General features: G+C 70.4%; 20 protein-coding genes and 1 tRNA gene. 13 read left to right on the top strand and 8 right to left on the bottom strand.

The window, feature by feature from the left end:
* The first annotated feature begins 15 nt into the window (after nt 1-15).
* Together FXF51_RS25515 and FXF51_RS25510 are read left to right on the top strand one after the other, a co-directional pair.
* Entirely contained in the window at nt 16-873 is an 858-nt protein-coding gene (locus tag FXF51_RS25515; RefSeq protein WP_148437176.1) for a TatD family hydrolase, read from the top strand.
* 81 nt (nt 874-954) lie between these two features.
* Nucleotides 955-1,875, top strand: coding sequence for a resuscitation-promoting factor (locus tag FXF51_RS25510; RefSeq protein ID WP_148437175.1), 921 nt, complete (start codon nt 955-957; stop codon nt 1,873-1,875).
* A gap of 169 nt (nt 1,876-2,044) precedes the next feature.
* Here the strand turns inward: FXF51_RS25510 and FXF51_RS25505 are convergent, their stop codons facing one another.
* Together FXF51_RS25505 and FXF51_RS61990 are read right to left on the bottom strand one after the other, a co-directional pair.
* Entirely contained in the window at nt 2,045-3,373 is a 1,329-nt protein-coding gene (locus FXF51_RS25505) for an FG-GAP repeat protein (protein WP_148437174.1), read from the bottom strand.
* On the bottom strand, nt 3,373-5,601 hold the full coding sequence (locus FXF51_RS61990; protein ID WP_411268377.1) for a serine/threonine-protein kinase: 2,229 nt from the start codon (nt 5,599-5,601) through the stop codon (nt 3,373-3,375). Before FXF51_RS61990 ends, FXF51_RS25505 begins: the two co-directional genes overlap by 1 nt.
* A 46-nt stretch (nt 5,602-5,647) precedes the next feature.
* On the opposite strand from FXF51_RS61990, the gene rsmA reads away from it, so the two are divergent.
* The gene (rsmA, locus tag FXF51_RS25495) at nt 5,648-6,508 is read left to right on the top strand and encodes a 16S rRNA (adenine(1518)-N(6)/adenine(1519)-N(6))-dimethyltransferase RsmA (protein ID WP_222871450.1); all 861 of its coding nucleotides are present in this window, start codon (nt 5,648-5,650) and stop codon (nt 6,506-6,508) included.
* A gap of 61 nt (nt 6,509-6,569) precedes the next feature.
* Here rsmA and FXF51_RS25490 read toward each other — a convergent pair whose 3' ends face one another.
* Nucleotides 6,570-7,310, bottom strand: coding sequence for an SDR family NAD(P)-dependent oxidoreductase (locus FXF51_RS25490; RefSeq protein WP_148437173.1), 741 nt, complete (start codon nt 7,308-7,310; stop codon nt 6,570-6,572).
* A gap of 88 nt (nt 7,311-7,398) precedes the next feature.
* Between FXF51_RS25490 and FXF51_RS25485 the strand changes: the two genes are divergently transcribed.
* The 3 genes from FXF51_RS25485 (at nt 7,399) to FXF51_RS25475 (ending at nt 11,331) form a co-directional block, all read left to right on the top strand.
* Nucleotides 7,399-8,121: a TetR/AcrR family transcriptional regulator gene (locus FXF51_RS25485; RefSeq protein ID WP_148437172.1), complete on the top strand. Its 723-nt coding sequence runs from the start codon at nt 7,399-7,401 to the stop codon at nt 8,119-8,121.
* 155 nt (nt 8,122-8,276) lie between these two features.
* Nucleotides 8,277-9,179: a 4-(cytidine 5'-diphospho)-2-C-methyl-D-erythritol kinase gene (locus FXF51_RS25480; protein WP_148437171.1), complete on the top strand. Its 903-nt coding sequence runs from the start codon at nt 8,277-8,279 to the stop codon at nt 9,177-9,179.
* A gap of 346 nt (nt 9,180-9,525) precedes the next feature.
* The gene (locus tag FXF51_RS25475) at nt 9,526-11,331 is read left to right on the top strand and encodes an ABC-F family ATP-binding cassette domain-containing protein (protein ID WP_148437170.1); all 1,806 of its coding nucleotides are present in this window, start codon (nt 9,526-9,528) and stop codon (nt 11,329-11,331) included.
* 26 nt (nt 11,332-11,357) lie between these two features.
* Here FXF51_RS25475 and FXF51_RS25470 read toward each other — a convergent pair whose 3' ends face one another.
* Nucleotides 11,358-11,864, bottom strand: coding sequence for a MarR family winged helix-turn-helix transcriptional regulator (locus FXF51_RS25470; protein WP_148437169.1), 507 nt, complete (start codon nt 11,862-11,864; stop codon nt 11,358-11,360).
* Nucleotides 11,865-11,921: 57 nt separating this feature from the next.
* Here FXF51_RS25470 and FXF51_RS25465 point away from each other — a divergent pair, with 57 nt between their 5' ends.
* Genes FXF51_RS25465 through FXF51_RS25450 form a run of 4 tightly spaced genes read left to right on the top strand, consistent with a single transcriptional unit; the run spans nt 11,922 to nt 15,742 of the window.
* The gene (locus FXF51_RS25465) at nt 11,922-12,692 is read left to right on the top strand and encodes a trans-aconitate 2-methyltransferase (RefSeq protein WP_262379829.1); all 771 of its coding nucleotides are present in this window, start codon (nt 11,922-11,924) and stop codon (nt 12,690-12,692) included.
* On the top strand, nt 12,689-13,039 hold the full coding sequence (locus FXF51_RS25460) for a VOC family protein (protein WP_148437168.1): 351 nt from the start codon (nt 12,689-12,691) through the stop codon (nt 13,037-13,039). The genes FXF51_RS25465 and FXF51_RS25460 overlap by 4 nt, the downstream gene beginning before the upstream one ends.
* A 52-nt stretch (nt 13,040-13,091) precedes the next feature.
* Nucleotides 13,092-14,570 (top strand): CYTH and CHAD domain-containing protein, encoded by a 1,479-nt coding sequence (locus tag FXF51_RS25455; protein ID WP_148437167.1) that lies wholly within the window; start codon nt 13,092-13,094, stop codon nt 14,568-14,570.
* Nucleotides 14,567-15,742 carry a cytochrome P450 gene (locus FXF51_RS25450; protein WP_148437166.1) on the top strand — a complete coding sequence of 392 codons (1,176 nt, stop codon included), beginning with the start codon at nt 14,567-14,569 and terminating at the stop codon, nt 15,740-15,742. The genes FXF51_RS25455 and FXF51_RS25450 overlap by 4 nt, the downstream gene beginning before the upstream one ends.
* Before the next feature lie 6 nt (nt 15,743-15,748).
* Here the strand turns inward: FXF51_RS25450 and FXF51_RS25445 are convergent, their stop codons facing one another.
* From FXF51_RS25445 to FXF51_RS25430, 4 genes are all read right to left on the bottom strand, one after another.
* Nucleotides 15,749-16,591 carry an NUDIX hydrolase gene (locus tag FXF51_RS25445; protein ID WP_262379828.1) on the bottom strand — a complete coding sequence of 281 codons (843 nt, stop codon included), beginning with the start codon at nt 16,589-16,591 and terminating at the stop codon, nt 15,749-15,751.
* Nucleotides 16,584-18,644, bottom strand: a complete 2,061-nt coding sequence (locus FXF51_RS25440; protein ID WP_148437165.1) for an RNA degradosome polyphosphate kinase — start codon at nt 18,642-18,644, stop codon at nt 16,584-16,586. Before FXF51_RS25440 ends, FXF51_RS25445 begins: the two co-directional genes overlap by 8 nt.
* 118 nt (nt 18,645-18,762) lie before the next feature.
* The gene (locus FXF51_RS25435) at nt 18,763-19,677 is read right to left on the bottom strand and encodes a TetR/AcrR family transcriptional regulator (RefSeq protein ID WP_262379827.1); all 915 of its coding nucleotides are present in this window, start codon (nt 19,675-19,677) and stop codon (nt 18,763-18,765) included.
* 67 nt (nt 19,678-19,744) lie between these two features.
* Complete coding sequence (locus tag FXF51_RS25430) at nt 19,745-20,683, bottom strand: acyl-CoA desaturase (protein WP_148437164.1); 939 nt, start codon at nt 20,681-20,683, stop codon at nt 19,745-19,747.
* A 267-nt stretch (nt 20,684-20,950) separates the two neighbouring features.
* Here FXF51_RS25430 and FXF51_RS25425 point away from each other — a divergent pair.
* From FXF51_RS25425 to FXF51_RS25415, 3 genes are all read left to right on the top strand, one after another.
* A tRNA-Gln gene (locus tag FXF51_RS25425) sits at nt 20,951-21,025 on the top strand.
* A gap of 145 nt (nt 21,026-21,170) precedes the next feature.
* Nucleotides 21,171-22,619, top strand: coding sequence for a bifunctional UDP-N-acetylglucosamine diphosphorylase/glucosamine-1-phosphate N-acetyltransferase GlmU (gene glmU / locus FXF51_RS25420; protein ID WP_148437163.1), 1,449 nt, complete (start codon nt 21,171-21,173; stop codon nt 22,617-22,619).
* Nucleotides 22,616-23,593, top strand: a complete 978-nt coding sequence (locus FXF51_RS25415) for a ribose-phosphate diphosphokinase (protein WP_148437162.1) — start codon at nt 22,616-22,618, stop codon at nt 23,591-23,593. The genes glmU and FXF51_RS25415 overlap by 4 nt, the downstream gene beginning before the upstream one ends.
* The last annotated feature ends 58 nt before the right edge of the window (nt 23,594-23,651 follow it).

Raw genomic sequence — 23,651 nt, 5'->3', positions numbered from 1 at the left:
CTAGGCTTTGATGGCGTGACCACCAAGCTTCCCGCCGCGCCTGAGGCGCTCGCCGCGCCCGTGTTCGACAGCCACTGCCACCTCGACATCATGGTCGGCAACAGGCAGGCGTCGTCGGGTGACCCGGTGGCGCAGGCCGCGCAGGCGGCCTCGGCGACCGTACGCGGCATCCTCGACGACGCCCGGGCCGTCAACGTGACCAGGCTCGTCACCATCGGCTACGACCTGACGTCCTCCCGCTGGAACGCCGACATGGCGGCCCAGCAGGAGGGCGTGTACGCCGGCGTGGCCATCCACCCGAACGAGGCGCACGAGGCCACCCCGGAGGTCCTGGCCGAGATCGAGGCGCTGGCCGGCCGTCCGGAGGTGCGGGCGGTGGGGGAGACGGGCCTCGACTACTACCGCGACTGGGCGAGCAGGGACGACCAGCACGCCAGCTTCCGCGCGCACATCGAGATCGCCAAGCGCACCGGCAAGGCGCTGGTCATCCACGATCGCGAGGCGCACGACGACGTGCTGAAGGTGCTGGCCGCCGAGGGCGCCCCCGGCAAGGTGGTCTTCCACAGCTTCTCCGGCGACGCCGAGATGGCCAAGAAGTGCACCGACGCCGGATATTTCATGTCATTCTCCGGGCCGGTGACGTACAAGAACGCCGGCTACCTGCGCGAGGCGGCCGAAGTCGCTCCCGCCGAGCTCATGCTGGTCGAGACCGACGCCCCCTACCTCCCGCCCGTCCCGCACCGCGGCAAGCCGAACGCCCCGTACCTCATCCCTCTCACTCTTCGTTGCCTGGCCGAGGTCAAGAACGTCCACCCGGATCAGTTGTGCGAGGCGATCAGCGCCAACGGAGTCACAGTTTTCGGCGAGTGGTGACCAACTTTTGGTGAACCTGTGGATACGGGAACAGAACCAGCGTAACGTTCGGGCCGTCCTGCCCCACACCGGAGGTGGCCCGTGCGAGGAAAGAGGCGTGCGCCCCGCCCGCCCATACCCTGGCGTTCCCCGTGGACGCCGGTGGTGTGCGTGGCCGGGGCGGTGGCCGTCGGCGCGCTCGTGGTGGTCTCGTTCCTCGTCAAAGAGGTCATCGTGGTGGTCGACGGCGAGCGCACGCACGTCCGCGCGTTCGGTGGAACGGTCCAGGAGGTGCTCGCCGACGCGGAGGTCTCCGTGGGGTACGGCGACGTCGTCCGCCCGTCCACGCAGAACGTGGTCGAGGACGGCGCCACCATCGAGGTGCGGCGCGCCCGCCCCCTCACCCTGACGCTCGACGGCCACACCAGCACCCACCTCGTCACCGCCACGAACGTCCACGACGCCCTCACCGAGCTGGACATCGCCCCCACCGCCGGCAAGCTCTCCGCCCCGCCCGGCCACAGAGTCCCGCTGGAGGGCATGGAACTGACCGTCTACACGAGGCGCAAGGTGTACGTGGTGGCCGGCACCACGCGGGTGACCTCCCGCACGACGGCCCGGACCGTGCGCGAGGTGCTCAAACAGAAGCGCATCGCCCTGCGGCGCGGCTACCTGGTCAACCCGCCGCTCGGCAGCTTCCCCAAGGACGGCACCGTCATCACCGTCACCCCGCCCCGGACCGTCCAGATCCAGCCGGAGATCCTGCAGCTCGACTGGGAGGCCTTGGCGGAGTGCGAGTCGCGGGGCAACCCCGAGGCTTTCAACGCGGATGGGCCCTACTACGGGCTGTACCAGTTCAGTTTGCCGATGTGGCAGGCGGTGGGGGGGATGGACACGCCGACGTCCTGGCCGGAGGAGGAGCAGACCTATCGGGCGCAGCTCCTCTACCAGCAGGTGGGCGGGCGATGGCAGGGACAGTGGCCGCACTGCGGCGACCGCCTGTTCACCATGAACGCCCGCTAACCCCACTCCCGCCGCGTCTCCCGTTGTTTGTCGCGCCACCCGCCGCGTTGCCTGCCACCCCCCGCCGCCGCCTGCCTGCCGGGCCGCCTGCCTTCCGCGCCGGCGGCCCGTCGCGCCTGCCTCGCACGCCGCACCCACAGGCCTCTGCCCGTCGGCGGTGTGGTCAGCCTCAGCCGGCCAGGGAGACCCCGAAGTCGGCTCCCTTCGGCGGCTGCAGCGGCTGCTGTGCCGTCTCGTCGTTGCGGGCGCTCACCGCGACCTTCCCGGACGGCGCCGCATCCGGCTGCCCCACGTACAGCTTGTTCCCGCTGAAGGTCAGCGACCACCCGAACAGCCCATCGGCGGTGGCCAGCTTCCGCTCCTCGTCAGCGCTCTTCCACGAGACGATCCGGACACCACCCCCATAGGGAGCCCCGATCGCCAGCCGCCCGTCCGTCGAAACGGCCATCGAGAAGCCGAACGCCTGCTTACCTCCCTGCGTCACCCTCCTCATGGGTTTGCGCGCGGGATCGAGAAGCTGCACGTAACCAGGCCCCGGCGAGCCGACGGCGTAACCGGACCCCTCGGCGTACGCGACCGCGTACCCGAACCGGTCACCGGAGGCGTTCGTCGGCGAGTCCAGCTTGAACGAGGTGATCCGCGGCGCCAGCACGTCGTCGATGAACACGACCGAGCCGGAGTCGATCTTGCCCGCCTCCACCTGACGGCCCGCCCCGTCGTCGTTCTCGTACGGGACGCCGACGACCAGCCCGTTCTTCGGCCCGAACGCCATCGACCAGCCGAACTGGTCGCCCACCTCGCTGTTGCCGCGCACGTCCACGGTCTCCTGGCTGATCCTGCGCAGCTCGCCCGCGCCCTGGCGCACGTAGACGGCGCCCACGTCGAGCAGCCGGGCCTCGTCCTCGTACGGCGCGCCGATCGCCACCAGGTCACCGCGCGCGGCGATCGACCAGCCGAAGTGCGCGAACCGCTGGGGCTGCGGCGCGGTCAGCTGCTGCGGGGGCGCCGCGTTGCCGCCGTAGACCACGTACGCGGCGCCGGCGTCCTCGGTGCCGTCCACGTCCGTGTACGGGGCGCCGATCACCAGGTCGGCGCAGGCGTCGCCGTTCACCTTCGCGAGCCGGACGGACCAGCCGAGACCATCGCCCCTGGCCGGCCCGGGAACGCTGACCGGCACCACCTTGCCGCCGGACAACACATGCACGGCGCCCTTCTGGTCGTCCGCGAACGGGTCGCCCACCGCGACGTCGTCCACCCCGTCACCGTCGAAGTCAGCGGCCCCGCCGCAGGCCACGGCGGTGCCAGAAGCTGCGGCGGTGCCGGAAGCTGCGGTGATGGCGGAAGCCGCAGTGATCGCGGAGGCCGCGGCGGTGCCGGAAGCAGCGGCGGTGCCGGAAGCCGCAACGACCGCAGAGGCCGCGGCGGTGGCTGGGATCGCGGCGGAGGCCACGGTGGCTGTGATCGTTCCCGCCACGAGGGCGAGGGTAGCTCTGATCATCACAGCGCCACCTCGATCAGCTTGCCGTTCTCCAGCAGGGTCGCCGTCATCTTCATGGGTTTGCGGTACATGGCCAGGTCGAACACGAAGGCGCTGTCCACCCGCCCGCCGGGCAGGATCGCCGGCGGCAGCGTGATGGGCGACGGGTCGTGCTCGCCGCCCCGGTCATCCACCATGGTCACCACCGGCTGGACCAGCACTCTGCGCTCGCCGCCCGGGTTGAGCATCGTCCAGCGGATCACGCAGAGCTGGCCCTTGGCGGACGTGATGCCCTCGTACTCCTTCAGCCCGCACTCCGGCGTTCCCGTCACGATGGCGACGGGGTCGTCGAAGTTCGCGCCGAGGGCGAAGCGGCGGCCCACGTCGTTCGGGCTGGGGCGGCCCGTGGCCTGGGTCGGGGTGTTCTGGGTGGCGATGGTGGTCGTGTCGCGGGCCGAGGTGGCGATCAGCACCGCCACGGTCACCACGATGGCCAGCACGGCGGCACCGGCGGCGATGAGCCATCGGGTGCCGGTTGTGCGGGTGCCGCCGATGGTGTCGGAGTCGGCGTCGCGTTCGGCGGGGGAGCCGATCGTGCCCGGATGCGTGTCGGCGCCTAAGCCGCCCCGCTGCGGCACCGCCCCCGAGCCGCTGGTCAGAGGTCCTGAGCCGCTGGTCAGAGGTCCTGAGCCGCTGGTCAGAGGTCCCGAGCCGCTGGTCAAAGGTCCCGAGCCGCTGGTCAGAGGTCCCGAGCCGCCGCCTGGAGCACCTGGGCCGCCTCCTCTGGTCGCGGGCCCCGAGCTGCTCTCTTGCGCCACCTGCCCCGAGCCGGCACCCGGCCCGGTGTCCTGCCGTGACTGCGCGCTCTCCGTCTGCGAGGGCCCAGACGCCTGCTTCGAGGCCTTGCCCCCGAACAGCCCGAGCCGCCGCTTCGGCGCCTCCACCTGCCCAGGCACCTGCCAGCGGGCCAGCTCCTCCTTGGCGGCCTCCTCCTCCCAGCGAGCCCGCTCCTCCAGGGACGGCGCCCCGCCGGCCGCTCCGGCAGAGCCAGGTGCGCTCGCGGGCCCGGCCGCTCCGGTGAAGCCCGGCGCGCTCGCAGCCCCGGTGAAGCCGGGCGCGCTCGCAGGCCCGGACATGCCCGCGGCCCCCGCCGCAGTTCCGGGCGCGGTCGCGGAGCCGGTCACCCCGGAAGCACCCGGCGCGCCAGTGGGAGCGCCAGGGTTCGAAGCGCCGGAGGGCGATGCGGGGACGACACCCCTCCGCCCGGTGGCGTCACTGGGCGGCGGAGTCGTGAAGGTGGCCGTGATGTCCGGCTCGTCCACCACGTTCTGCGGCGGCTGCCAATCACTGAGCATCTCGGTCGCCACGAGCGTGGGCGGATCGGCCGTCGCCGGCATCGGCGCGCTCCCCCCGACCAGCGCGATCAGCAGGTCCTGCGCGGTGGGCCGCAGCGCCGGGTCCATGGACGTGGCCCGCCGCACCAGCTCGTTCAGCGGCGCGGGCAGTGCCCCAAGGTCAGGCGGTGTGTTGAGGACGCGGGAGGCCATCGTGATGGGGTCGCCGCGCCCGAACGGATGCCGCCCGTTCCCCGCGTAGGCCACCAGGCAGCCCCAGGCGAAGATGTCGACCGCCGGACTGATCAGCTCGCCCCGCACCTGCTCGGGCGCCCACCAGCCGGGGCTGCCCAGCAGTTCGCCGGAGAGCGTGAAGCCGGTCTCGCGGTCGAGCGCCCTGGCGATGCCGAAGTCGATCACGCGGGGCCCGGACAACGAGAGGATCACGTTCGCCGGCTTGAGGTCGCGGTGCACCAGCTCCGCGACGTGGATGGCGGCCAGTGCCGCCGCGACGCCGAGCGCGACGCCGTGCAGCGGCCCCGGTTCCAGCGCGCCGTACTTCGAGATCTGGTCCGACAGGGGAGTGCCGGCGATGTACTCGGTCACCATGTAGGGCCGGCCGTCGCCGGTGTTGCCGTTGTCCAGCACCTGGGCCGTGCAGAACGACGCCACGCGGCGGGCGTTGTCGACCTCCACGTGGAAGCGCTGGGCGAACCCGTCCTGATTGGCGAACTCCGCCTTGACCACCTTGAGCGCGACGAACCGTCCCGTCGGCGCCCGCGCGAGGAACACGGTCCCCATGCCGCCCTCGCCCAATCGGCCCAGCAGCCGGTACGGCCCGATCGCGCGCAGGTCGGTCGGCCGGAGCGGCGCGGCGCCCGTTGGTTCCATGAGCGACGTCCCTTCCTGTTCCACGCCATCCTCTCCTCTGGTCTCCCCATCCGCCATCGCACGTTCTTCGATGCGGGAGACTGGTTGGATGATGAGGCTGTTGGGCCCTGCGGAAATACGTATTTTGGCGGACAAGCTAAATTTGCGTCCGACAAAAAAATTGGGCCAGAACTTCGTGATCGACGCGGGGACCGTCCGTCGCATCGTCCGCGTGGCCGACCTCTCGCCCGATGACGTGGTCATCGAGGTGGGCCCCGGCCTCGGCTCGCTGACGCTCGCGCTGCTGGAGCCGGCCGCGCACGTGGTGGCCGTCGAGATCGACCCGGTGCTGGCCGGGCAGCTTCCGATCACGGTGGCCGAGCGCGAGGCGGCCGACAAGCTCACGGTCGTCAACGCCGACGCCATGAAGATCACTCTCGACGATCTGTCCGGTCACATCCCCACGGCGCTGGTGGCGAACCTGCCGTACAACGTGGCCGTCCCGGTGGTGCTGCACGTCCTGGAGGCCCTGCCGTCGCTGCGCAAGGGCCTGGTCATGGTGCAGTCGGAGGTGGCCGACCGGCTGGCGGCGGGTCCCGGCTCGAAGGTGTACGGGGTGCCGTCGGTCAAGGCCGCCTGGTACGCCGACGTGCGCAGGGCGGGGCCCGTGGGCCGTACCGTCTTCTGGCCCGCCCCCAACGTGGACTCCGGTCTCGTCTCGCTGGTCCGCCGCGACCCGCCGGTCACGTCGGCGTCCCGCGAGGAGGTGTTCGAGGTGGTGGACGCGGCCTTCGCGCAACGCCGCAAGACGTTGCGGGCGGCGCTCGCGTCCTGGGCGGGGACGGCCGCCGACGCCGAGCGCACGCTGCGCGCGGCCGGGGTGGACCCGTCGGCGCGAGGCGAGCAGCTCGACGTGACGGCCTTCGCGCGCATCGCCGAGCTCAGGCCCTGACCACCGGAGGGCGTCAGCGGGGCGATCAGCGGGGGGTGTTCGAAGGCCGGAGCCCAGGTGATCAGACGGGGAGTTCGAAGGCGCTGAACGTCGCCTCCGGCCGGTCCCGCTTGGTGTACAGCTCCCAGGCGCCATCGGCGATCGCGTCCGGGTCGAGGGTGCTGCCGCCCACGTCACCGAACCGCTCCGGCTGCGAGACGACGTGCGCGTGGATGTCACCCCGTTCGATCAGCCCCCCGATGATCAGATTCCCGGCGTAGACCCCCTGCCCCGCCAGCGCCGAGTGCAGCGTCAGCCCGTAGTTGCGCAGCGCGGCCGAGGCGATCGCCAGCCCGCCCAGGGCGGGCATCGGCATGACGGCGCTGAGCCCGCCGGCGAACAGCAGCCCGCCCTCGCCCCGCTCGATCATGCCGGGCAGCACCTGCCCGACCAGGTCCACCGCCGGATACACGATCTCCATCGCCTCCCGGGCGTCCGCCGCGCCGATGCCGGTGATGGACGCGGGCGCGACGTCCAGATCGGCGGCCCCCGGGCCGTAGTAGAGCACGTCGATCGTGCCGAACCGCTCGCGGATCGCGTCCAGGGCGGCCACGGTCCGGTCGCGGTCGTGCACGTCGGCGGTGAACGCCGCCGCCTCCACCCCCGCCCCCGCCAGGGACGCGACATAACCGGCGTGGCGGCCGGCGCTGCGGGAGACGAGCGCCACGGCGTACCCCTCGCGCCCGAACCGGTGCGCGACGGACATCCCGAGCCCCGGCCCTGCCCCGATGACGACGGCGGTCCTGCGTGCTGCTGCGGACATGACGGTGCCTTCCTTCCTGCAGTAAATCGAGGGAGCCCTCAAGTTAGCACACAACTTGAGGGCATCCTCAATTTCATATGATGGAGAGATGGCAGCCGGAACCAAGCCGCTGCGGTCGGATGCCGCGCGCAACCGCGACAAACTGCTGGTCGCGGCCACCCAGCTCTTCGCCGAACGCGGCCTGGACGTGCCCCTGGAGCACGTCGCCCGCCGTGCCGGAGTCAGCATCGGCACCCTCTACAACCACTTCCCCACCCGCGAGGCGCTCCTGGGGGCGGTCATGCCGCAGCGGCTGGCGGCCCTGGAGCGGATCACCGCGGAGGCGCTGGCCGACCCTGACCCGTGGGACGGGTTCGCCGGGTTCCTCGACGGGCTGTTCGCGCTGCAGGCCGAGGATCACGGGCTCAACGACGCGCTGACACAGGGCTTCACGCTGGCGACCGACGTGAGCCAGGCATGTCACCAGGGCTTTCTGGACGCCGAACGGATCATCGAGCGGGCCAAGGCGGGCGGCCGGTTGCGCGCCGACTTCTGCTCCCAGGACCTGGTGACGCTGATCTGGGCGATGTCGCAGGTCATCCGCGAGTCCATGGGCACCGCACCGGACGCCTGGCGCCGCTGCCTGGCGTTCTTCCTGGACGGCCTGCGCGCCGAGGCGGCCCACCCCTTGCCCGCCGAGGCCGCCCCGCCCGTGCCTGGCGAGGCGGCCCCGCCCGTGCCTGGCGAGGCGGCCCCGCCCGTGCCTGGCGAGGAGGCCCGGCCGCTGTCCGCCGACGCGGCCCAGCTCCTGCCCGCCCAGCCCCCCGCGTGATCGCCGCCCGGCAAATGCCCACCAACTTGACTCTCTGTGTCGGACGGCTGTCAGGCACAGCGGTTCATATTTCCAGAACTGCATGTCAGGCCAGCGAGCCCGGATAACATCGAGTGTCCTTGACCCCGGCAAGCGATGAGAGTGGCAGAAGATCGATGAGTTCGGTGACCGTACGTGTGCCCGCGAAGGTCAACGTGCAGCTTTCTGTCGGCCCGCTCAGGGAAGATGGCTACCACGACCTGGTCAACGTCTTCCACGCGGTATCGATCTTCGATGAGGTGGTGGCGAAGGAGTCCGAGTCCATCACCGTCCAGATCGACGGCAAGTGGTCCGACCAGGTGCCCGTCGACGACAGCAACCTCGCCATCCGGGCCGCCCGCGCCCTGGCCAAGCACGCGGGCCGCAGCTACGGCGCCGACCTCGTCATCCAGAAGGACATCCCCGTCGCCGGCGGCATGGCGGGAGGCAGCGCCGACGCGGCCGGCGCGCTGGTGGCCTGCAACGAGCTGTGGGGTCTCGGGCTGCCGTTCGAGGACCTGATGGAGATCGCCGGAGACCTGGGCAGCGACGTCCCGTTCTCGCTGCTCGGCGGCACGGCGGTCGGCACCGGCCGTGGCGAGCAGCTCAGCGAGCTGCCCACGGGGGGCACGTTCCACTGGGTGTTCGCGCTGGCGAACGGCGGGCTCTCCACAGCCAGCGTGTACGCCGAGTGCGACCGTCTCAGGCAGGCCGCGGCGGCCGACGTGCCCTGGCCCCAGCTCAACGACTCGCTGATGGAGGCACTCGGCACCGGCGACGCGTACGCCCTCGGCTCGAACCTCAGCAACGACCTCCAGGCCGCCGCCCTCAACCTGCGCCCGGAGCTGGCGCCGACGCTCGACGCGGGCCGTCAGCACGGAGCGCTCGGCGCGATCGTCTCGGGCTCCGGCCCCACCTGCGCGTTCCTCGCGATCGACGCCACCCACGCCCGCGACCTGGCGCAGAGCCTGACCGCGACGGGCGCCGCCCACACCGCGGTGGCGGCGCACGGCCCCGTACAGGGCGCCGTGCTCATCTAGGCGCGCGCTGACTTGACCGCGCTCAGCAAGGCGCGTTCAGTGAGGCGCTCAGCAAGGCGCTGAGGCAGGCGCGTTCAGCGAGGCGCTCAGCAAGGCGCTGAGGCAGGCGCGTTCAGCGAGGCGCTCAGTAGACGTGCTCGGCGAGGCGCTGAGGCAGGCGTGCTCAGCGGCACGCGTCGAGGCTCGCGTGCTCAGCGAAGTGCGCTGAGGGAGGCGTGCTCGGCCAGGTGCGTTGAGGCTGGCGTGCTCGGTCAGGCGTACCCATGCGCCCGATCGGCCGCCCCGATCGGGCGCGTCTGATCGGACGGCCGGGAGGCCGGTGGGGAGCCGATACCCTGGGTAGGCCATGAATCTGGTCAATCTTGAGTCCGTTTCCCACGCTTACGGCCCCAAACCGCTGCTCAGCGACGTCTCCCTAGGGGTCGAGGCGGGCGAGCGCATCGGTGTCGTCGGCCGCAACGGGGGCGGCAAGACGACGTTGCTGTCCGTGCTGGCGGGCACGGTGAGCCCCGACAGCGGTCGCGTCACGCACAACCGCGGCCTGCGCGTCGGCATCCTGTCGCAGCAGGACGACCTCGACCCCGCCGCCACCATCAGCGAGATCGTCCTCGGCGGACTGGCCGAGCACGAGTGGGCGGGTGACCAGCGCGTACGCGAGATCCTCGCGAACCTGATCGGCGACCTCGACCTCGGCTCCAGGGCGGGCGACCTGTCGGGCGGCGAGCGCAGGCGTACGGCGCTGGCGAAGCTGCTGATCGACGACCACGACCTGATCATGCTCGACGAGCCCACGAACCACCTCGACATCGAGGCCATCGCGTGGCTGGCGGGGCACCTGGCGGGCAGGAAGAGCGCGGTCGTGGTGGTGACCCACGACCGGTGGTTCCTCGACGCCGTCTCCACCCGCACCTGGGAGGTCGTGGACGGCCGGGTCGAGCGCTACGAGGGCGGCTACGCTGCGTACGTGCTGGCCAAGGCGGAGCGGGCGCGCATCGCGCAGGCCGCCGAGGAGCGCAGGCAGAACCTGATGCGCAAGGAGATCGCGTGGCTGCGGCGTGGCCCGCCCGCGCGCACGTCCAAGCCGAAGTTCCGGATCGAGGCCGCGCAGGCGTTGATCGCGAACGAGCCGCCGGCGCGCGAGACCGTCGAGCTGATGCGGTTCGCCGCCGCGCGGCTCGGTAAGACCGTCTACGACCTTGAGGACGTCACGCTGCACGCGGGCGGCCCCGGCACGGGCCCGCTGGTGCTCGACCGCCTGACGTGGCAGTTCGGGCCCGGCGACCGGATCGGCCTGATCGGCGTGAACGGGTCGGGCAAGTCGTCGGTGCTGCGGCTGCTCGCCGACACGATCAAGCCGGACTCCGGCCGGGTGGTCAGGGGCCGCACGGTGCGCCTGGCGCATCTGTCGCAGGAGCTCGGCGAGCTCGACCCGTCCAGGCGCGTGCTGGAGTCGGTGGAGGAGGTGCGCAAGTACCTCCAGCTCGGCAAGCGCGAGTGGACGGCCTCGCAGCTCCTCGAACGTCTGGGCTTCCGCGGCGACGCGCAGTGGAAGGTGATCGGCGACCTGTCGGGCGGCGAGCGGCGGCGGCTGCAGTTGCTGCGGCTGCTCATGGACGACCCCAACGTCCTGCTGCTCGACGAGCCGACCAACGACCTCGACATCGAGACGCTGAACGAGCTGGAAGACCTGCTCGACGGCTGGCCGGGCACGCTGATCCTGGTCAGCCACGACCGCTACTTCCTGGAGCGGGTCACCGACAAGTGCGTGGCGCTGCTGGGCGACGGCAGGCTGTCGATGCTGCCTGGCGGGGTGGACGAGTACCTCGAACGGCGCGCGGCAGGCACCGCGGTGACCGCCCGCTTGGGCGCTGCTGCGCCCGCGGAGGCGGGCGTGCCGGTCGACTCGCCAAGTCCGGAGCAGGCGGGACTGTCCGCCAAGGAGGAGCGCGAGCTGCGCAAGGAGCTCAACCGCCTGGAGCGCCAGCTCGACAAGCTGAGCGACCAGGAGTCCAAGCTGCACGCCGCCATGGCCGACGCGGCCAGCGACTACGGCAAGCTCGGCTCGCTGGACGCGCAGCTCCGCGAGATCACCGCCCAGAAGGACACGATCGAGGCCGAGTGGCTGGAGGTCGCCGACCGCCTGGGCGACTGAGGAAAGACCGAAGAACTGGAGGCGGGTCAGAGCGGGGAGTCGAAGGGTGTGAGGAGCGTGCGGAGCAGCGACGCCAGGGCGCGCTGATCCGCCGTCTCCAGCCCCGACAGCAGCTCCCGCTCCCGCCGCAGCAGGTCGTCGAAGGCGGCGTCCACCCGGGCCAGCCCCGGGTCGGTGAGCGAGACCAGCACGCCACGCCGGTCCTCCGGGTCGGGACGCCGCCGCACCAGCCCGGCCTGGGCGAGCCGGTCGATGCGGTTGGTCATCGTGCCGGAAGTCACCAAAGTGGCCCGCAGCAGGGCTCCGGGGCTGAGCTCGTAGGGCTTGCCGGCTCGCCGCAGGGCGGTGAGCACGTCGAACTCCCACGGCTCCAGATCGTGTTCGGCGAACGCCGCCCGCCGCGCACGGTCGAGATGCTTGGCGAGTCGTGACACTCTAGAGAGCACCTGGAGCGGCTCGACGTCAAGGTCGGGGCGCTCCGCTCGCCAAGCCGCGACGAGGCGATCGACCTCGTCCCTAGCATCCTCCGTCATGACACAAGAGTGTACTGTCTTGACATCGAGATATCTCTCTCGATATCAATTATCTCTATGTCAAGAGATATTTGGGACCCTGTCACGTACGCGGTCTACGCCGACGAGCGGTCGCGGCCGTTCATCGAGCTGATCTCCCGGGTGGGCGCCGTCGAGCCCGACTACGTCGTGGACGCCGGCTGCGGCAGCGGCGAGCTGACGGTGGACCTGGCCGCCCGCTGGCCGAACGCCACCATCGAGGGCTTCGACTCCTCCCCGGCGATGATCACCAAGGCCCGCAAGCTGGAGACGCGGGTCAGGTTCGCGGTGGCCGACGTCGCCATGTGGCGGCCCGACCGGCCCGTGGACGTGATCGTCTCCAACGCGGTCCTGCAGTGGGTGCCCGAGCACCGCGCCGTGCTGGAGCACTGGGTGGAGGACCTGGCCCCGGGCGGCTGGCTGGCCTTCCAGGTGCCGGGCAACTTCGACGCGCCGAGCCACGTCGCGATCCGCGAGCTGTGCTCCTCGCGCGCCTGGTCGGACCGGCTCGGCGACTTCACCAGGGGCAACCCGGTCGCGGAGCCGCTGGAGTACCTCGACCTGCTCAACGACGGCGGCTCGCAGGCGGACGCGTGGGAGACCACGTACGTGCATGTCCTGCACGGCGAGAACCCGGTGCTCGACTGGGTCTCCGGCACCGCCCTGCGGCCCATACTCGACCGCCTCGACCCCGACGAGCAGCGGCGCTTCAAGCAGGACCTGGCCAAGCCGCTCGCCGAGGCGTACCCGGCCAGGAGCTACGGCACGCCCTTCCCGTTCAGGAGGGTCTTCGTGGTGGTGCAGAAGTGACGATCAAGGCCCTGCACCACGTGCAGCTCGCCGCGCCCGCGGGCAGCGAGGCGTCCTTACGGGAGTTCTACGCCGGGGTGCTCGGCCTGCGCGAGGTGCCCAAGCCGCCCGAGCTGGCCAGGCGCGGCGGCGTCTGGTTCAGGGGTGAGGGGGTGGAGATCCACCTCGGCGTCGAGGAGGGCTTCCGGCCCGCGCGCAAGGCCCATCCCGCCTTCCTGGTGGACGATCTGGACGCGTACGCGGACCGGTTTCCCGGCGCGCGGCCTGATCATCTGTTTCCCGGGTATCGACGCATTTACGTCTCCGACCCAGTAGGCAACAGAATCGAACTCCTGCAAGCCGTGTGATGTTCACCTTGCGGTGGCATCATGGTCCGAAATCGGACACTTGTGAGGTGTAGTGGGCATCGAGATCGAGGACAAGTTCGACGTCCCCCCCGAGTACGAGATTCCGGACCTCTCCGGTCTGGCGGACGTCGTCGGCCCGAAGAGCCACCAGCTCGTGGCTCTCTACTTCGACACGCCTGACCTGCGGCTGGCCGCGCGCGGCGTCACGCTCAGGCGAAGACGGGGCGGCTCCGATCCCGGCTGGCACCTGAAACTGCCCAAGGCCAAGGGCGTGCGCCAGGAGATCACGCATCCGCTCACCCGAAGCACCAAGGTCGTCCCCCTCGAACTCGCCGAGCTCGTGCGCGCCTACACCCGCGGCGCCGAGCTGAAGGTCGTCGCGGAGCTGGAGACCCGCAGGAACGTCACGTTGCTGAAGGACGGCGAGACCGGGCTGGTCGAGATCGCCGACGACCGGGTCAAGGGCACCGTGTACGGCGACGTGCCGACGATCATCCGCTGGCGCGAGGTCGAGGCCGAGCTGCTCGACGGCGGCACCGAACGTTTCCTCGCCAAGGTGGGCAAACGGCTCAGGAAGGCCGGCGCGACCCCCTCCGAGTCCAGCAGCAAGCTCGCCAGGCTCCTCGAACCCGCCCCCCTCCCCACGGCCGACACGCAGCAGGGCAGCGCCGGTGAGATCGTCGTCGGCTACCTGTCCGGCCAGGTCAAGGCCCTGCTCTCGCAGGATCCACGGGTACGCAGGGCCGAGGAGGACGCCGTCCACCAGATGCGCGTGGCGGCCAGGCGGCTGCGCAGCGCGCTCAAGGCGTTCAAGACCGTCGTGACGGACACCGGCGAGGTGCAGGAGGAGCTGCGCTGGCTCGGCAACGTGCTCGGCGAGGCCCGCGACCTGGAGGTGATCAGGGCCAGGTTCGCCAAGACGCTGGCGGGGCTGGCGCCTGAGCTGGTCACGGGCCCTATCCAGGCGCGCCTCGGCTCCGACCTGCACAAGCGCGAGGAGGAGGCGTACGGGCGGATCAAGGAGGCGCTCAGCGGCGACCGCTACTACCTGCTGCTCGACGCCCTCGACCGGCTCGTCGCCGGCCCGTCGCTGGGCAAGGCGGCGGCCAAGCCCGCGCAGGAGCAGTTGCACACCGTCGCCGCCTCGAACTGGGGCCGGGTGACCAAGGCCTACGACCGCGCCCAGGCGATCGAGGACCTGGAGCGCCGCGAGATCGCCATGCACGACGTGCGCAAGGCGGCCAAGCGCGCCCGCTACACGGCCGAGGCGCTGGAGCCGAGCCTGGGCTCCGACATGGGCAAGCTCGCCAAGCTGGCCGAGAACGTCCAGGAGGTGCTGGGAGCACACCAGGACGGCGTGGTCGCGCAGGAGACGCTCGCCAAGGAGGCCGAGAGCGCCCGCCAGGCGGGCGAGGACACCTTCACCTACGGGCTGCTGATCGGGATCGAGCGCAACACCGCCGAGCGGGCCCACGCCGAATTCCCCCGAGTCTGGAAGGAGACCGTCAAAGCGGTTAGTAAGGTTCTATGAGGAGCCTTCCTACCATCCCCTTCGAACGCAGCAGTCTGCTCGAGGTGCCCGAGGCGTACCGGGAACTGCGGGCGGAGAAGGGCATCGCGAAGGTACGCACTCCGGCGGGCGACGAGGTCTGGCTGGTCAGCGGGTACGAGGACGCCCGCACGCTGTTCAACGACGGCCGGCTCGGACGCTCTCACCCCGACCCGGACAACGCGCCACGCCTGTCGGGATCGCCGCTGCTCGGCGGCCCCCGCGGCGAGATCGAGACGGAGAAGGCCGAGCACGACCGCATGCGCCGGTTGTTCACGCCGGCCTTCTCCGCACGGCGCATGAAGCGGCTCAGCGGGCACGTCGGCTCGCTGGTGGAGGAGCGGCTGGAGCATCTCGCCAAGCTCACGCCGCCCGCGGACCTGCACGCCGAGCTGTCCTTCCCGCTCCCCGTGCTGGTCATCTGCCAGCTCCTGGGCGTCCCGTACGAGGACAGGGAGTACTTCAGCGGCCTGTCGTCCCGCATGGGCGACATGCGCGACCGCGACCGGGCGCAGGCCGCCATGGACGAGATGACCGCCTACACGGCGGGCCTGATCGACGCCAAACGGCACGAACCCGCCGAGGACGTCCTGTCGGACCTGGCCAAGGAGCTCGACGACGACGGCATGATCGCCGAGCTGGCCGGCTCGCTGCTGTTCGCCGGGCACGAGACCACCGTCAACCGCATCGACTTCGGCGTGCTGCTCCTGCTGGCCAACCCGGGCCAGCTCGACCAGCTCAAGGCCGATCCCGGGCTGGCGCCGGCGGCGGTCGAGGAGATCCTGCGCCTGGCCTCGCCCAGCCTGCACGGCCTGGTCAGGTACGCGCACGACGACATCGAGATCGGCGGCCTGACGATCCGCAGGGGAGAGGCCGTGGTGATCACCCCGGGGGCGGCCAACAGGGACGAGCGCGTCTACCCGGAGCCGGACGCGTTCGACCTGCGCCGCCCGCTCACCGACCCGCACCTCAGCTTCGGGTACGGCCCGCGCTTCTGCGTCGGCGCCAGCCTGGCCAGGGTCGAGCTGGAGGCGGTGTTCAGCCGGCTGTTCCAGCGCTTCCCCACGCTGCGGCTGGCCGTCCCCGAGGCCGAGCTGCCGAGAACCGAGGGGAGGATCGCCGACGGGTTCGCGAAGCTGCCCGTCACCTGGTGAGCATGCTCAGGTCGGATAGCGCTCCACGCTGACGACCTGCCCGCCGGCCTGGTGCAGCACCCCGAACGAGCCCTTGCGCAGGTGCACGTCCTTGCCGCTGAGGGCCTCGATCAGGCCGGGCAGCACCTTGCCGTGGCTGCACACGGCGGCGGGCCCCGGCAACTTCCCGACCAGGGCGGGGGTCTTCTGCGGGTCCTGGCTCTCCTCGCTGAGCAGCGGCTCGGTCTTGATCTCCGCCCCCGTCAGCGCCGCGTACGGCTCCAGCGTCTGCACGCAGCGGGCGCTGGGCGAGCTGATCAGCGACTCGGGCCGGTAGGCGGGCAACGCGGTGGCCAGCGTCTGCGCCTGCGACACCCCGTCGGTGTCGAGGGGGCGCGCGGCGTCGTCGCCCTCCCACTCGCTCCTGGAGCCGGCCGAGCCGTGCCGGACCAGCACCAGCGGCACCGTGTCGAGCGGCGCCGCGCCGAGCGCCCGCAGCAGCCCGGCGTCCCACTCGTACGTCAGCAGCCGCCTGGCCTGCGCCACGGGCAGCCAGCGCAGCTCGTCCACCTCCTCGCCGGGCTCGAAGCCGTCGTCCCCGGCGGCCCGAGCCACCCAGTAGTCGACCCGCTTGAGCTGGCCGGCGCTGAGGTAGTGCACGGGCGGCAGCGCGCGGCCGAGCAGCACGGTCAGGCCGGTCTCCTCGCGCACCTCGCGCAGCCCGGCGGCGATCACGTGTTCGCCGGACTTCAGCTTGCCCTTGGGGAAGGTCCAGTCGTCGTAGTGCGGGCGGTGGATGACGGCCACCTCCGGGCTGCTCTCCTCGCCCCTCCAGACCACGGCTCCGGCGGCGCGGAGCAGGTCAGTCATCAACGGTCCTCCATCGACGCGTACCGATGAGACGGCTCTGCATATCTTCACCCTGGTGACGCACCCACGTGCCGTCGGAGTTGAGCCACCACGTGGTCGTGGTGTCGGCCATGGCCTGGTCCATCAGCTCGATCAGGTAGGCCTTGTGCTGCTGGGACGTCACCTTGACCAGGGCTTCGACGCGACGGTCCAGGTTCCTGCGCATCAGGTCGGCGCTGCCGATCCACACCTCGGGCCGCCGGCCGAGGCCGAACTCGTACACCCTGGAGTGCTCCAGGAACCGCCCGAGAACCGAACGCACCCGGATGTTCTCCGACAGGTCGGGAATGCCGGGGCGCAGGATGCAGATCCCGCGCACCCACAGGTCGACGGGGACGCCCGCCCTGGACGCCCGATAGAGCGCGTCGATGATCGGCTCGTCCACCAGGGAGTTGGTCTTGATCCTGATCCGCGCGGGCCGCCCGGCCTGCTGGTGGGCGATCTCCCGCTCGATCCTGGCCACCAGGCCGCTGCGCATCGAGTGCGGGGCGACCAGCAGCCGCCGGTAGGCCGAGTGGTGGGAGTAGCCGGTCAGGTGGATGAACAGGTCCGTCACGTCCTCGCCGACCAGCGGGTCGGCCGTGAGCAGGCCGAAGTCCTCGTACTGGCGGGCGGTCTTGGGGTTGTAGTTGCCGGTGCCGATGTGGCAGTAGCGGCGCAGCTCGCCGGAGGGCTCCTGGCGTACGACGAGGGCGAGCTTGCAGTGGGTCTTCAGCCCGACCACGCCGTAGACGACGTGGCAGCCGGCCCGCTCCAGCTTGCGGGCCCAGGAGATGTTGGCGTGCTCGTCGAAGCGGGCCTTGATCTCCACGACCACCACGACCTGCTTGCCCGCCTCGGCCGCGTCGATGAGCGCGTCCACGATGGGGGAGTCGCCGCTGGTGCGGTAGAGGGTCTGCTTGATCGCCAGCACGCGGGGGTCGTTCGCGGCGACCTCGATGAAGCGCTGCACGCTGGTGGCGAACGAGTCGTACGGGTGGTGCAGGAGGATGTCGCGCTCGCGCAGCGTGGAGAAGACGTCGTCCTCGGCGTTGATCACCTCGGCGGGCACGAACGGCCGGTAGCTCAGCTCGCCCCTGTCGAGGTCGGCGATGGCGTGCAGGCCCGTCAGGTCGAGCGGCCCGGGCAGCCGGTAGATCTCGTGCGGCGCCAGCTCCAGCTCCTCCACCAGCGGCGCCAGCACCTCGGGCGTGATCGTCTCCTCGACCTCCAGCCGCACGGGCGGCCCGAATCGCCGCTTGAGCAGCTCCTTCTCCAGTGCTTGCATGAGGTTCTCCGTGACGTCCTCGTCGACGTCGAGATCCTCGTTCCTGGTGACGCGGAAGACGTGGTGCTGGAGGATCTCCATGCCCTTGAAGAGCTGCCCCAGGTGGGCGGCGATGACATCCTCAAGGGGGACGAAGCGGTCCTTGGACGCCTGCACGAACCTGGGGAGCTGCGAGGGCACCTTGACCCTGGCGAACACCGTGTGGTCGGTCGCCGGGTTGCGCACCAGCACCGCCAGGTTGAGGCTGAGCCCCGAGATGTACGGGAACGGGTGGGCGGGGTCCACCGCCAGCGGCGTCAGGACGGGCCTTATCCGCTCCCTGAACAGCTTGCGCAGCTCCGTGCGCTCCTCGCGGCCCAGGTCGTCCCAGCGGACGATCTCGATGCCGTTGGTGGCGAGCTGCGGGCAGATCTGCCGGTGGAAGACCGCGGCGTGCCGCCGGGCCAGCTCGTCGGCGATCCCGGCGATCCGGATCAGCTCCTCGCGCGGCTTGAGCCCGCTCTTGGTGCGCAGGAGCAGGCCGGTGGCCATCCGGCGCTTGAGCCCGGCGACCCTGACGCGGAAGAACTCGTCGAGGTTGCTGGCGAAGATGGCCAGGAAGCGCACCCGTTCGAGGAGCGGCAGCGAGGGATCCTCGGCCAGTTCGAGCACGCGTAGGTTGAACTGGAGCCAGCTCTCCTCGCGGTTGAGAAAGCGCTCCTGTGGCAGGGGCAGGTCATTGGCTGGCTCGAACGGTTCCGCGGACATATGGCGTATATTGCCCCGTTTGGTTGAACAGAACGTTAACGTTGCCGCAACGGCTCACCCGTAATGGTCAGCCCAGCTCAACCTAATCGTCACTCCAAGTGCCCGTTCCGGACAAGGGTCACTCCGGATGATCTACCTGTTCGAGACGGGCGGCCCGCTCGGCCAGCCTCGCCTCCCGCTGGCGGATCTTCTCCTCGCGCTCGCGGGCCTTCTCCGCCTCCTTCAGCAGCCGCTCGCGCTCCTTCAGCTCCCGTACGCGCGCCTTCTCGGCCTCCTTGAGCTCCCGCTGGCGGACCTTCTCCGCCTCCTTGAGCTCCTTGTCGCGGGCCTTCTCCAGCTCGCGCAGCTCCTTCTCGCTGGTGCCGCGCGGCTGCGGCGGCTTGGCCGCGGCCGTCTGGGCCCGGCTGGTGGCCGTGATCCTCGGGTTCGGGTTGAGCCCGGTCAGGCCGTTCCAGGCCAGGTTGACCAGGTGGGCGGCGACCTCCTCGCGGCCCGGCTTGCGCACGTCCAGCCACCACTGGCCGGTCAGGGCGACCATGCCGACCAGCATCTGGGCGTACATCGGGGCCAGCTTGGGGTCGTAGCCGCGGGCCGCGAACTCGTCGGCCAGCACGTCCTCCACCTGACTCGCGATCTCGCTGATCAGGCTGGCGAACGTGCCGGTGCCGGACGCGGCGTGGGAGTCGCGCACCAGGATGCGGAAGCCCTCGCTGCTCTCCTCGATGTAGCGGAGCAGGGCCAGCGCGGCCCGCTCCAGCTTGACCAGGGAATGGGAGGCGGCGAGGGCCTCGGTGATCATGCCGAGCAGCTTCTGCATCTCGCGGTCCACGACGACCGCGTAGACGCCCTCCTTGCCGCCGAAGTGCTCGTACACCACGGGCTTCGACACCTGCGCGGTAGCTGCGATCTCCTCGATAGAGGTCCCGTCGAACCCCTTCTCCGCGAAGAGGGTGCGGCTGATCTGGATCAGCTGCTCTCTTCGCTCGCTACCGGACATGCGCCTGCGAGATCGGGGTTCGGTCACGGTTTCCATAATGACCGCCATGCTTCCACGACCGCTCACCGGCTGAAAGGCGCCGGGCGCCGCGCTGGGTGATGCGCTAGGCAATGCGCTTGGCCGCCAGCCGCTCCGGCGTCGGCCAGCGCACGTCGTACACCCAGCCCAGCTTCTCGAAGATCCTGATCAGGCCGGCGCTCAGGTCGATCTGGCCCTTGAGCGCGCCGTGCCTGGCGCAGGTGGGGTCGGAGTGGTGCAGGTTGTGCCACGACTCGCCGAAGGACGGGATGGCCAGCCACCACACGTTGCGGGACTTGTCGCGGACCTGGAAGTCCTCCTCGCCGAACACGTGGCAGATCGAGTTGATCGACCAGGTCACGTGGTGCAGCAGGCCGATGCGCACCAGCGAGCCCCAGAACAGCGCGGTCAGGCCGCCCTGCCAGGACCAGGTGAACAGCAGGCCCAGCACGCCGGGCAGCAGGATCGAGGTGAGCGCGATCGCGCCGAACCACTTGTGCAGCTTGAGCACGTCCTGGTCCTTGCACAGGTCAGGGGCGTACTTCTCCCTGTTGGTGCGCTCGCTCTCGAACAGCCAGCCCATGTGCGCGTAGAGCAGGCCCTTGGCCATGTTCTTGAAGCCAGGGCCGAAGCGCCACGGCGAGTGCGGGTCGCCCTCCTTGTCGGAGAACTTGTGGTGCTTGCGGTGGGTGGCCACCCAGTCGAGCACGGACATCTCCAGGGAGAGGCTGCCCGCGATGCCCATCGCGATCTTCAGCGGACGCTTGGCCTTGAACGAGCCGTGCGTGAAGTAGCGGTGCAGGCCGACGGTGACGCCCAGGCCGGAGACCACGTAGAAGACGAAGGCGATGGCGATGTCCGTCCAGCCGAGCCCCCAACCCCACGCGAACGGCACCGCGGCCGCGATCGCGACCAGCGGCAGCCCGACGACCAGGCCGAAGGTGATGAGTTCGGATTTCGCTTTCGGTTCGGCTTCGAAGTCGGGCTTAGGGGCAGGGGTGGAGCGCTCGGTGAGAACGGTCATGGGCGACCTCCAACGACAGGTATGCGATTGAATGTCCGGGCTACGCAACCGTAACCTACGCCAGCGTAAGTAAGGAAGACCTAAGGGTGGAATGTGGAGAAGGTGACGCGAGGCGGGCCAAGGTGAGTGGGTTTCGTGTCTTGCGACTTTTCGGGTGGTCTGTTACGCGTGCGACGCGCGGTGCGTGCGGGAGGGGTAATACGGGCGCGCGTGCCTGTGCGGGGTCGGTATCGTAGGAGAGGTGTCGGACATCACCTGTCCGATCTGTCCCGGATCGTCTAATCGGCAGGACAAGTGGTTTTGGTCCACTTTGTAGGGGTTCGAGTCCTCTTCCGGGAGCCATGAAGCACCGCCCCCAGAGAATGTTCCGGGGGAGGCCAGGTATCCTCACGGTGTCGGGAGGGTAGCGGTGCGGTTGACGTACCGAAGACCCTGAGTAGTTGACGAACCGAAGCCCGATCCGTCCAGTCACAGGGAGCCTCAGCCCGTGAGTGTGCCGCGCCCGGCAGCCGTGATCGTCCTCGCCGCCGGCGAGGGCACCCGGATGAAGAGCCAGACCCCGAAAGTCCTGCATGAGGTGTGCGGCCGCGCGCTGGTCGACCACATGCTCGCCGCCGCCCGCGATCTCGATCCCGAGCAGCTCATCGTCGTCATCGGCCACGCCCTGGAGCGGGTCGGCGGGCATCTGGCCGCCACCAGCCCCGACGCGCGCGCCGTCGTGCAGCGCGAGCAGCGCGGCACCGGCCACGCCGTGCGCACCGTGCTCGAAGAGGTCGGCACGATCTCCGGCACCGTCCTCGTCACCTACGGCGACGTGCCGCTCCTGCGCACCCAGACCCTGACCGACCTGCTCGAACGGCACGCCACCGAGGGCAACGCGGTCACCGTGCTGACGGCCGAGGTGCCCGACCCGACCGGTTACGGGCGGATCATCCGCGACGAGGCCGGCGCCGTGCTGGAGATCGTCGAGGAGAAGGACGCCAGCCCCGGGCAGCGCGCCATCAAGGAGATGAACTCCGGCATCTACGCCTTCGACGGCCTGCTCCTCGCCGACGCCGTCAAGCGCGTGTCCACCGACAACGCCCAGGGCGAGGAGTACCTCACCGACGTCCTGGCCATCCTGCGCCGCGACGGCCACCGCGTCGGCGCCTGCGTCGCGGGCGACTTCGTCGAGGTCGAGGGCGTCAACGACCGCGTCCAGCTCGCCGCCGCCCGCAAGGTGCTCAACCTGCGCCTGCTGGAGCGGCACATGCGCGCCGGCGTCACGATCATCGACCCGGCCAGCACCTGGATCGACGTCGGCGTGCGCATCGGCGCCGACGCCGTCATCCACCCCGGCACCCAGCTCCACGGCGCCACCGTCATCGAGCAGGGCGCCGAGGTCGGCCCCGCCACCACGCTGACCGACACCCTCGTCGGCGAGGGCGCGGTGGTCCGCAACGCCGTCGCCGACCACGCCGAGATCGGCCCGGAGGCCAGCGTCGGCCCCTACGCCTACCTGCGGCCCGGCACCGTGCTCGGCCGCAAGTCCAAGGCCGGCACGTTCGTCGAGATGAAGAACGCCAAGGTCGGCGACCGCTCCAAGGTGCCGCACCTGACCTACGCCGGCGACGCCACGCTCGGCGAGGACGTCAACATCGGCGCATCCACCGTCTTCGTCAACTACGACGGGGTCAACAAGCACCACACCACCGTGCGCGACGGCGCCTTCGTGGGCTGCGACACCATGCTCGTCGCCCCTCTGACGGTCGGCGAAGGCGCCTACACGGCGGCGGGCTCGACCATCACCGACGAGGTGCCTCCGGGCGCGATGGGTGTGGCACGGGCGCGACAGCGCAACATCGAGAAATGGGTTCTGCGCAGGCGCGCGGGCACGAAGTCGGCCGCGCACGCCGAGCGGGCGCTGGCCGCGCAAGAGCAGGAGAAGAAGCAGTGACCAGCATCAAGCAGCCCGGAGAGAAGAACCTCATGCTCTTCTCCGGGCGAGCCCACCCGGAGCTGGCCGCGGAGGTCGCCGAGCACGTCGGCGTCTCCCTCACCCCCACCAAACTCATCGATTTCGCCAACGGCGAGATCTACGCCCGCTACCTGGAGTCCGTACGCGGCTGCGACGCCTTCGTCATCCAGAGCCACACCGGGCCCATCAACAAGTGGATCATGGAACAGCTCATCATGGTCGACGCGCTGAAGCGGGCCTCCGCCAAGCGCATCACCGTGGTCATGCCGTTCTACGGCTACGCCCGCCAGGACAAGAAGGGCCGCGGCCGCGAGCCCATCACCGCCAGGCTCATCGCCGACATGTTCAAGACCGCGGGCGCCGACCGGCTGATGTCGATCGACCTGCACACCTCGCAGATCCAGGGCTTCTTCGACGGCCCGGTCGACCACCTGTTCGCCATGCCCGTCCTGGAGAGCTACCTCAAGAACAAGCTCGACCTGGAGAACACCACCGTCGTCTCGCCCGACACCGGCCGCGTGCGGCTGTCGGAGCGCTGGGCCGACACGCTCGGCACGCCGCTGGCGTTCATCCACAAGCGCCGCGACCTCGACGTGGCCAACTCGGTGAAGGTCAGCGAGGTCGTCGGCAAGGTGCGGGGCCGCACCTGCGTGCTGATCGACGACATGATCGACACCGCGGGCACGATCTGCAAGGCCTCCGACGCCCTCTACGAGCAGGGCGCCACCAACGTCATCGTGGCCGCCACCCACGCGGTCTTCTCCGACCCCGCCGTCGATCGCCTCAAGAACTCCCGGATCTCCGAGGTGATCGTCACCAACACGCTGCCGCTGCCGGAGGGCGCCCGCTTCGACAAGCTCACCGTGCTGTCGATCGCGCCGCTCATCGCCCGCGCCATCACGGAGGTCTTCCAGGACGGCTCGGTCACGAGTTTGTTCGAGGGCGACACCTGACCTATTACACTGTGAGGGTTGCGCTCGTAACGCCTTCCGCTAGGGCGGGTGAGGGTGA

The sequence above is a fragment of the Nonomuraea sp. PA05 genome, assembly GCF_008086045.1.
In the GTDB taxonomy this organism is placed as follows: Bacteria; Actinomycetota; Actinomycetes; order Streptosporangiales; family Streptosporangiaceae; genus Nonomuraea; species Nonomuraea monospora.
Note: the sequence above shows the minus strand (reverse complement) of the source record. Positions and strands in the feature narration are given on the sequence as shown.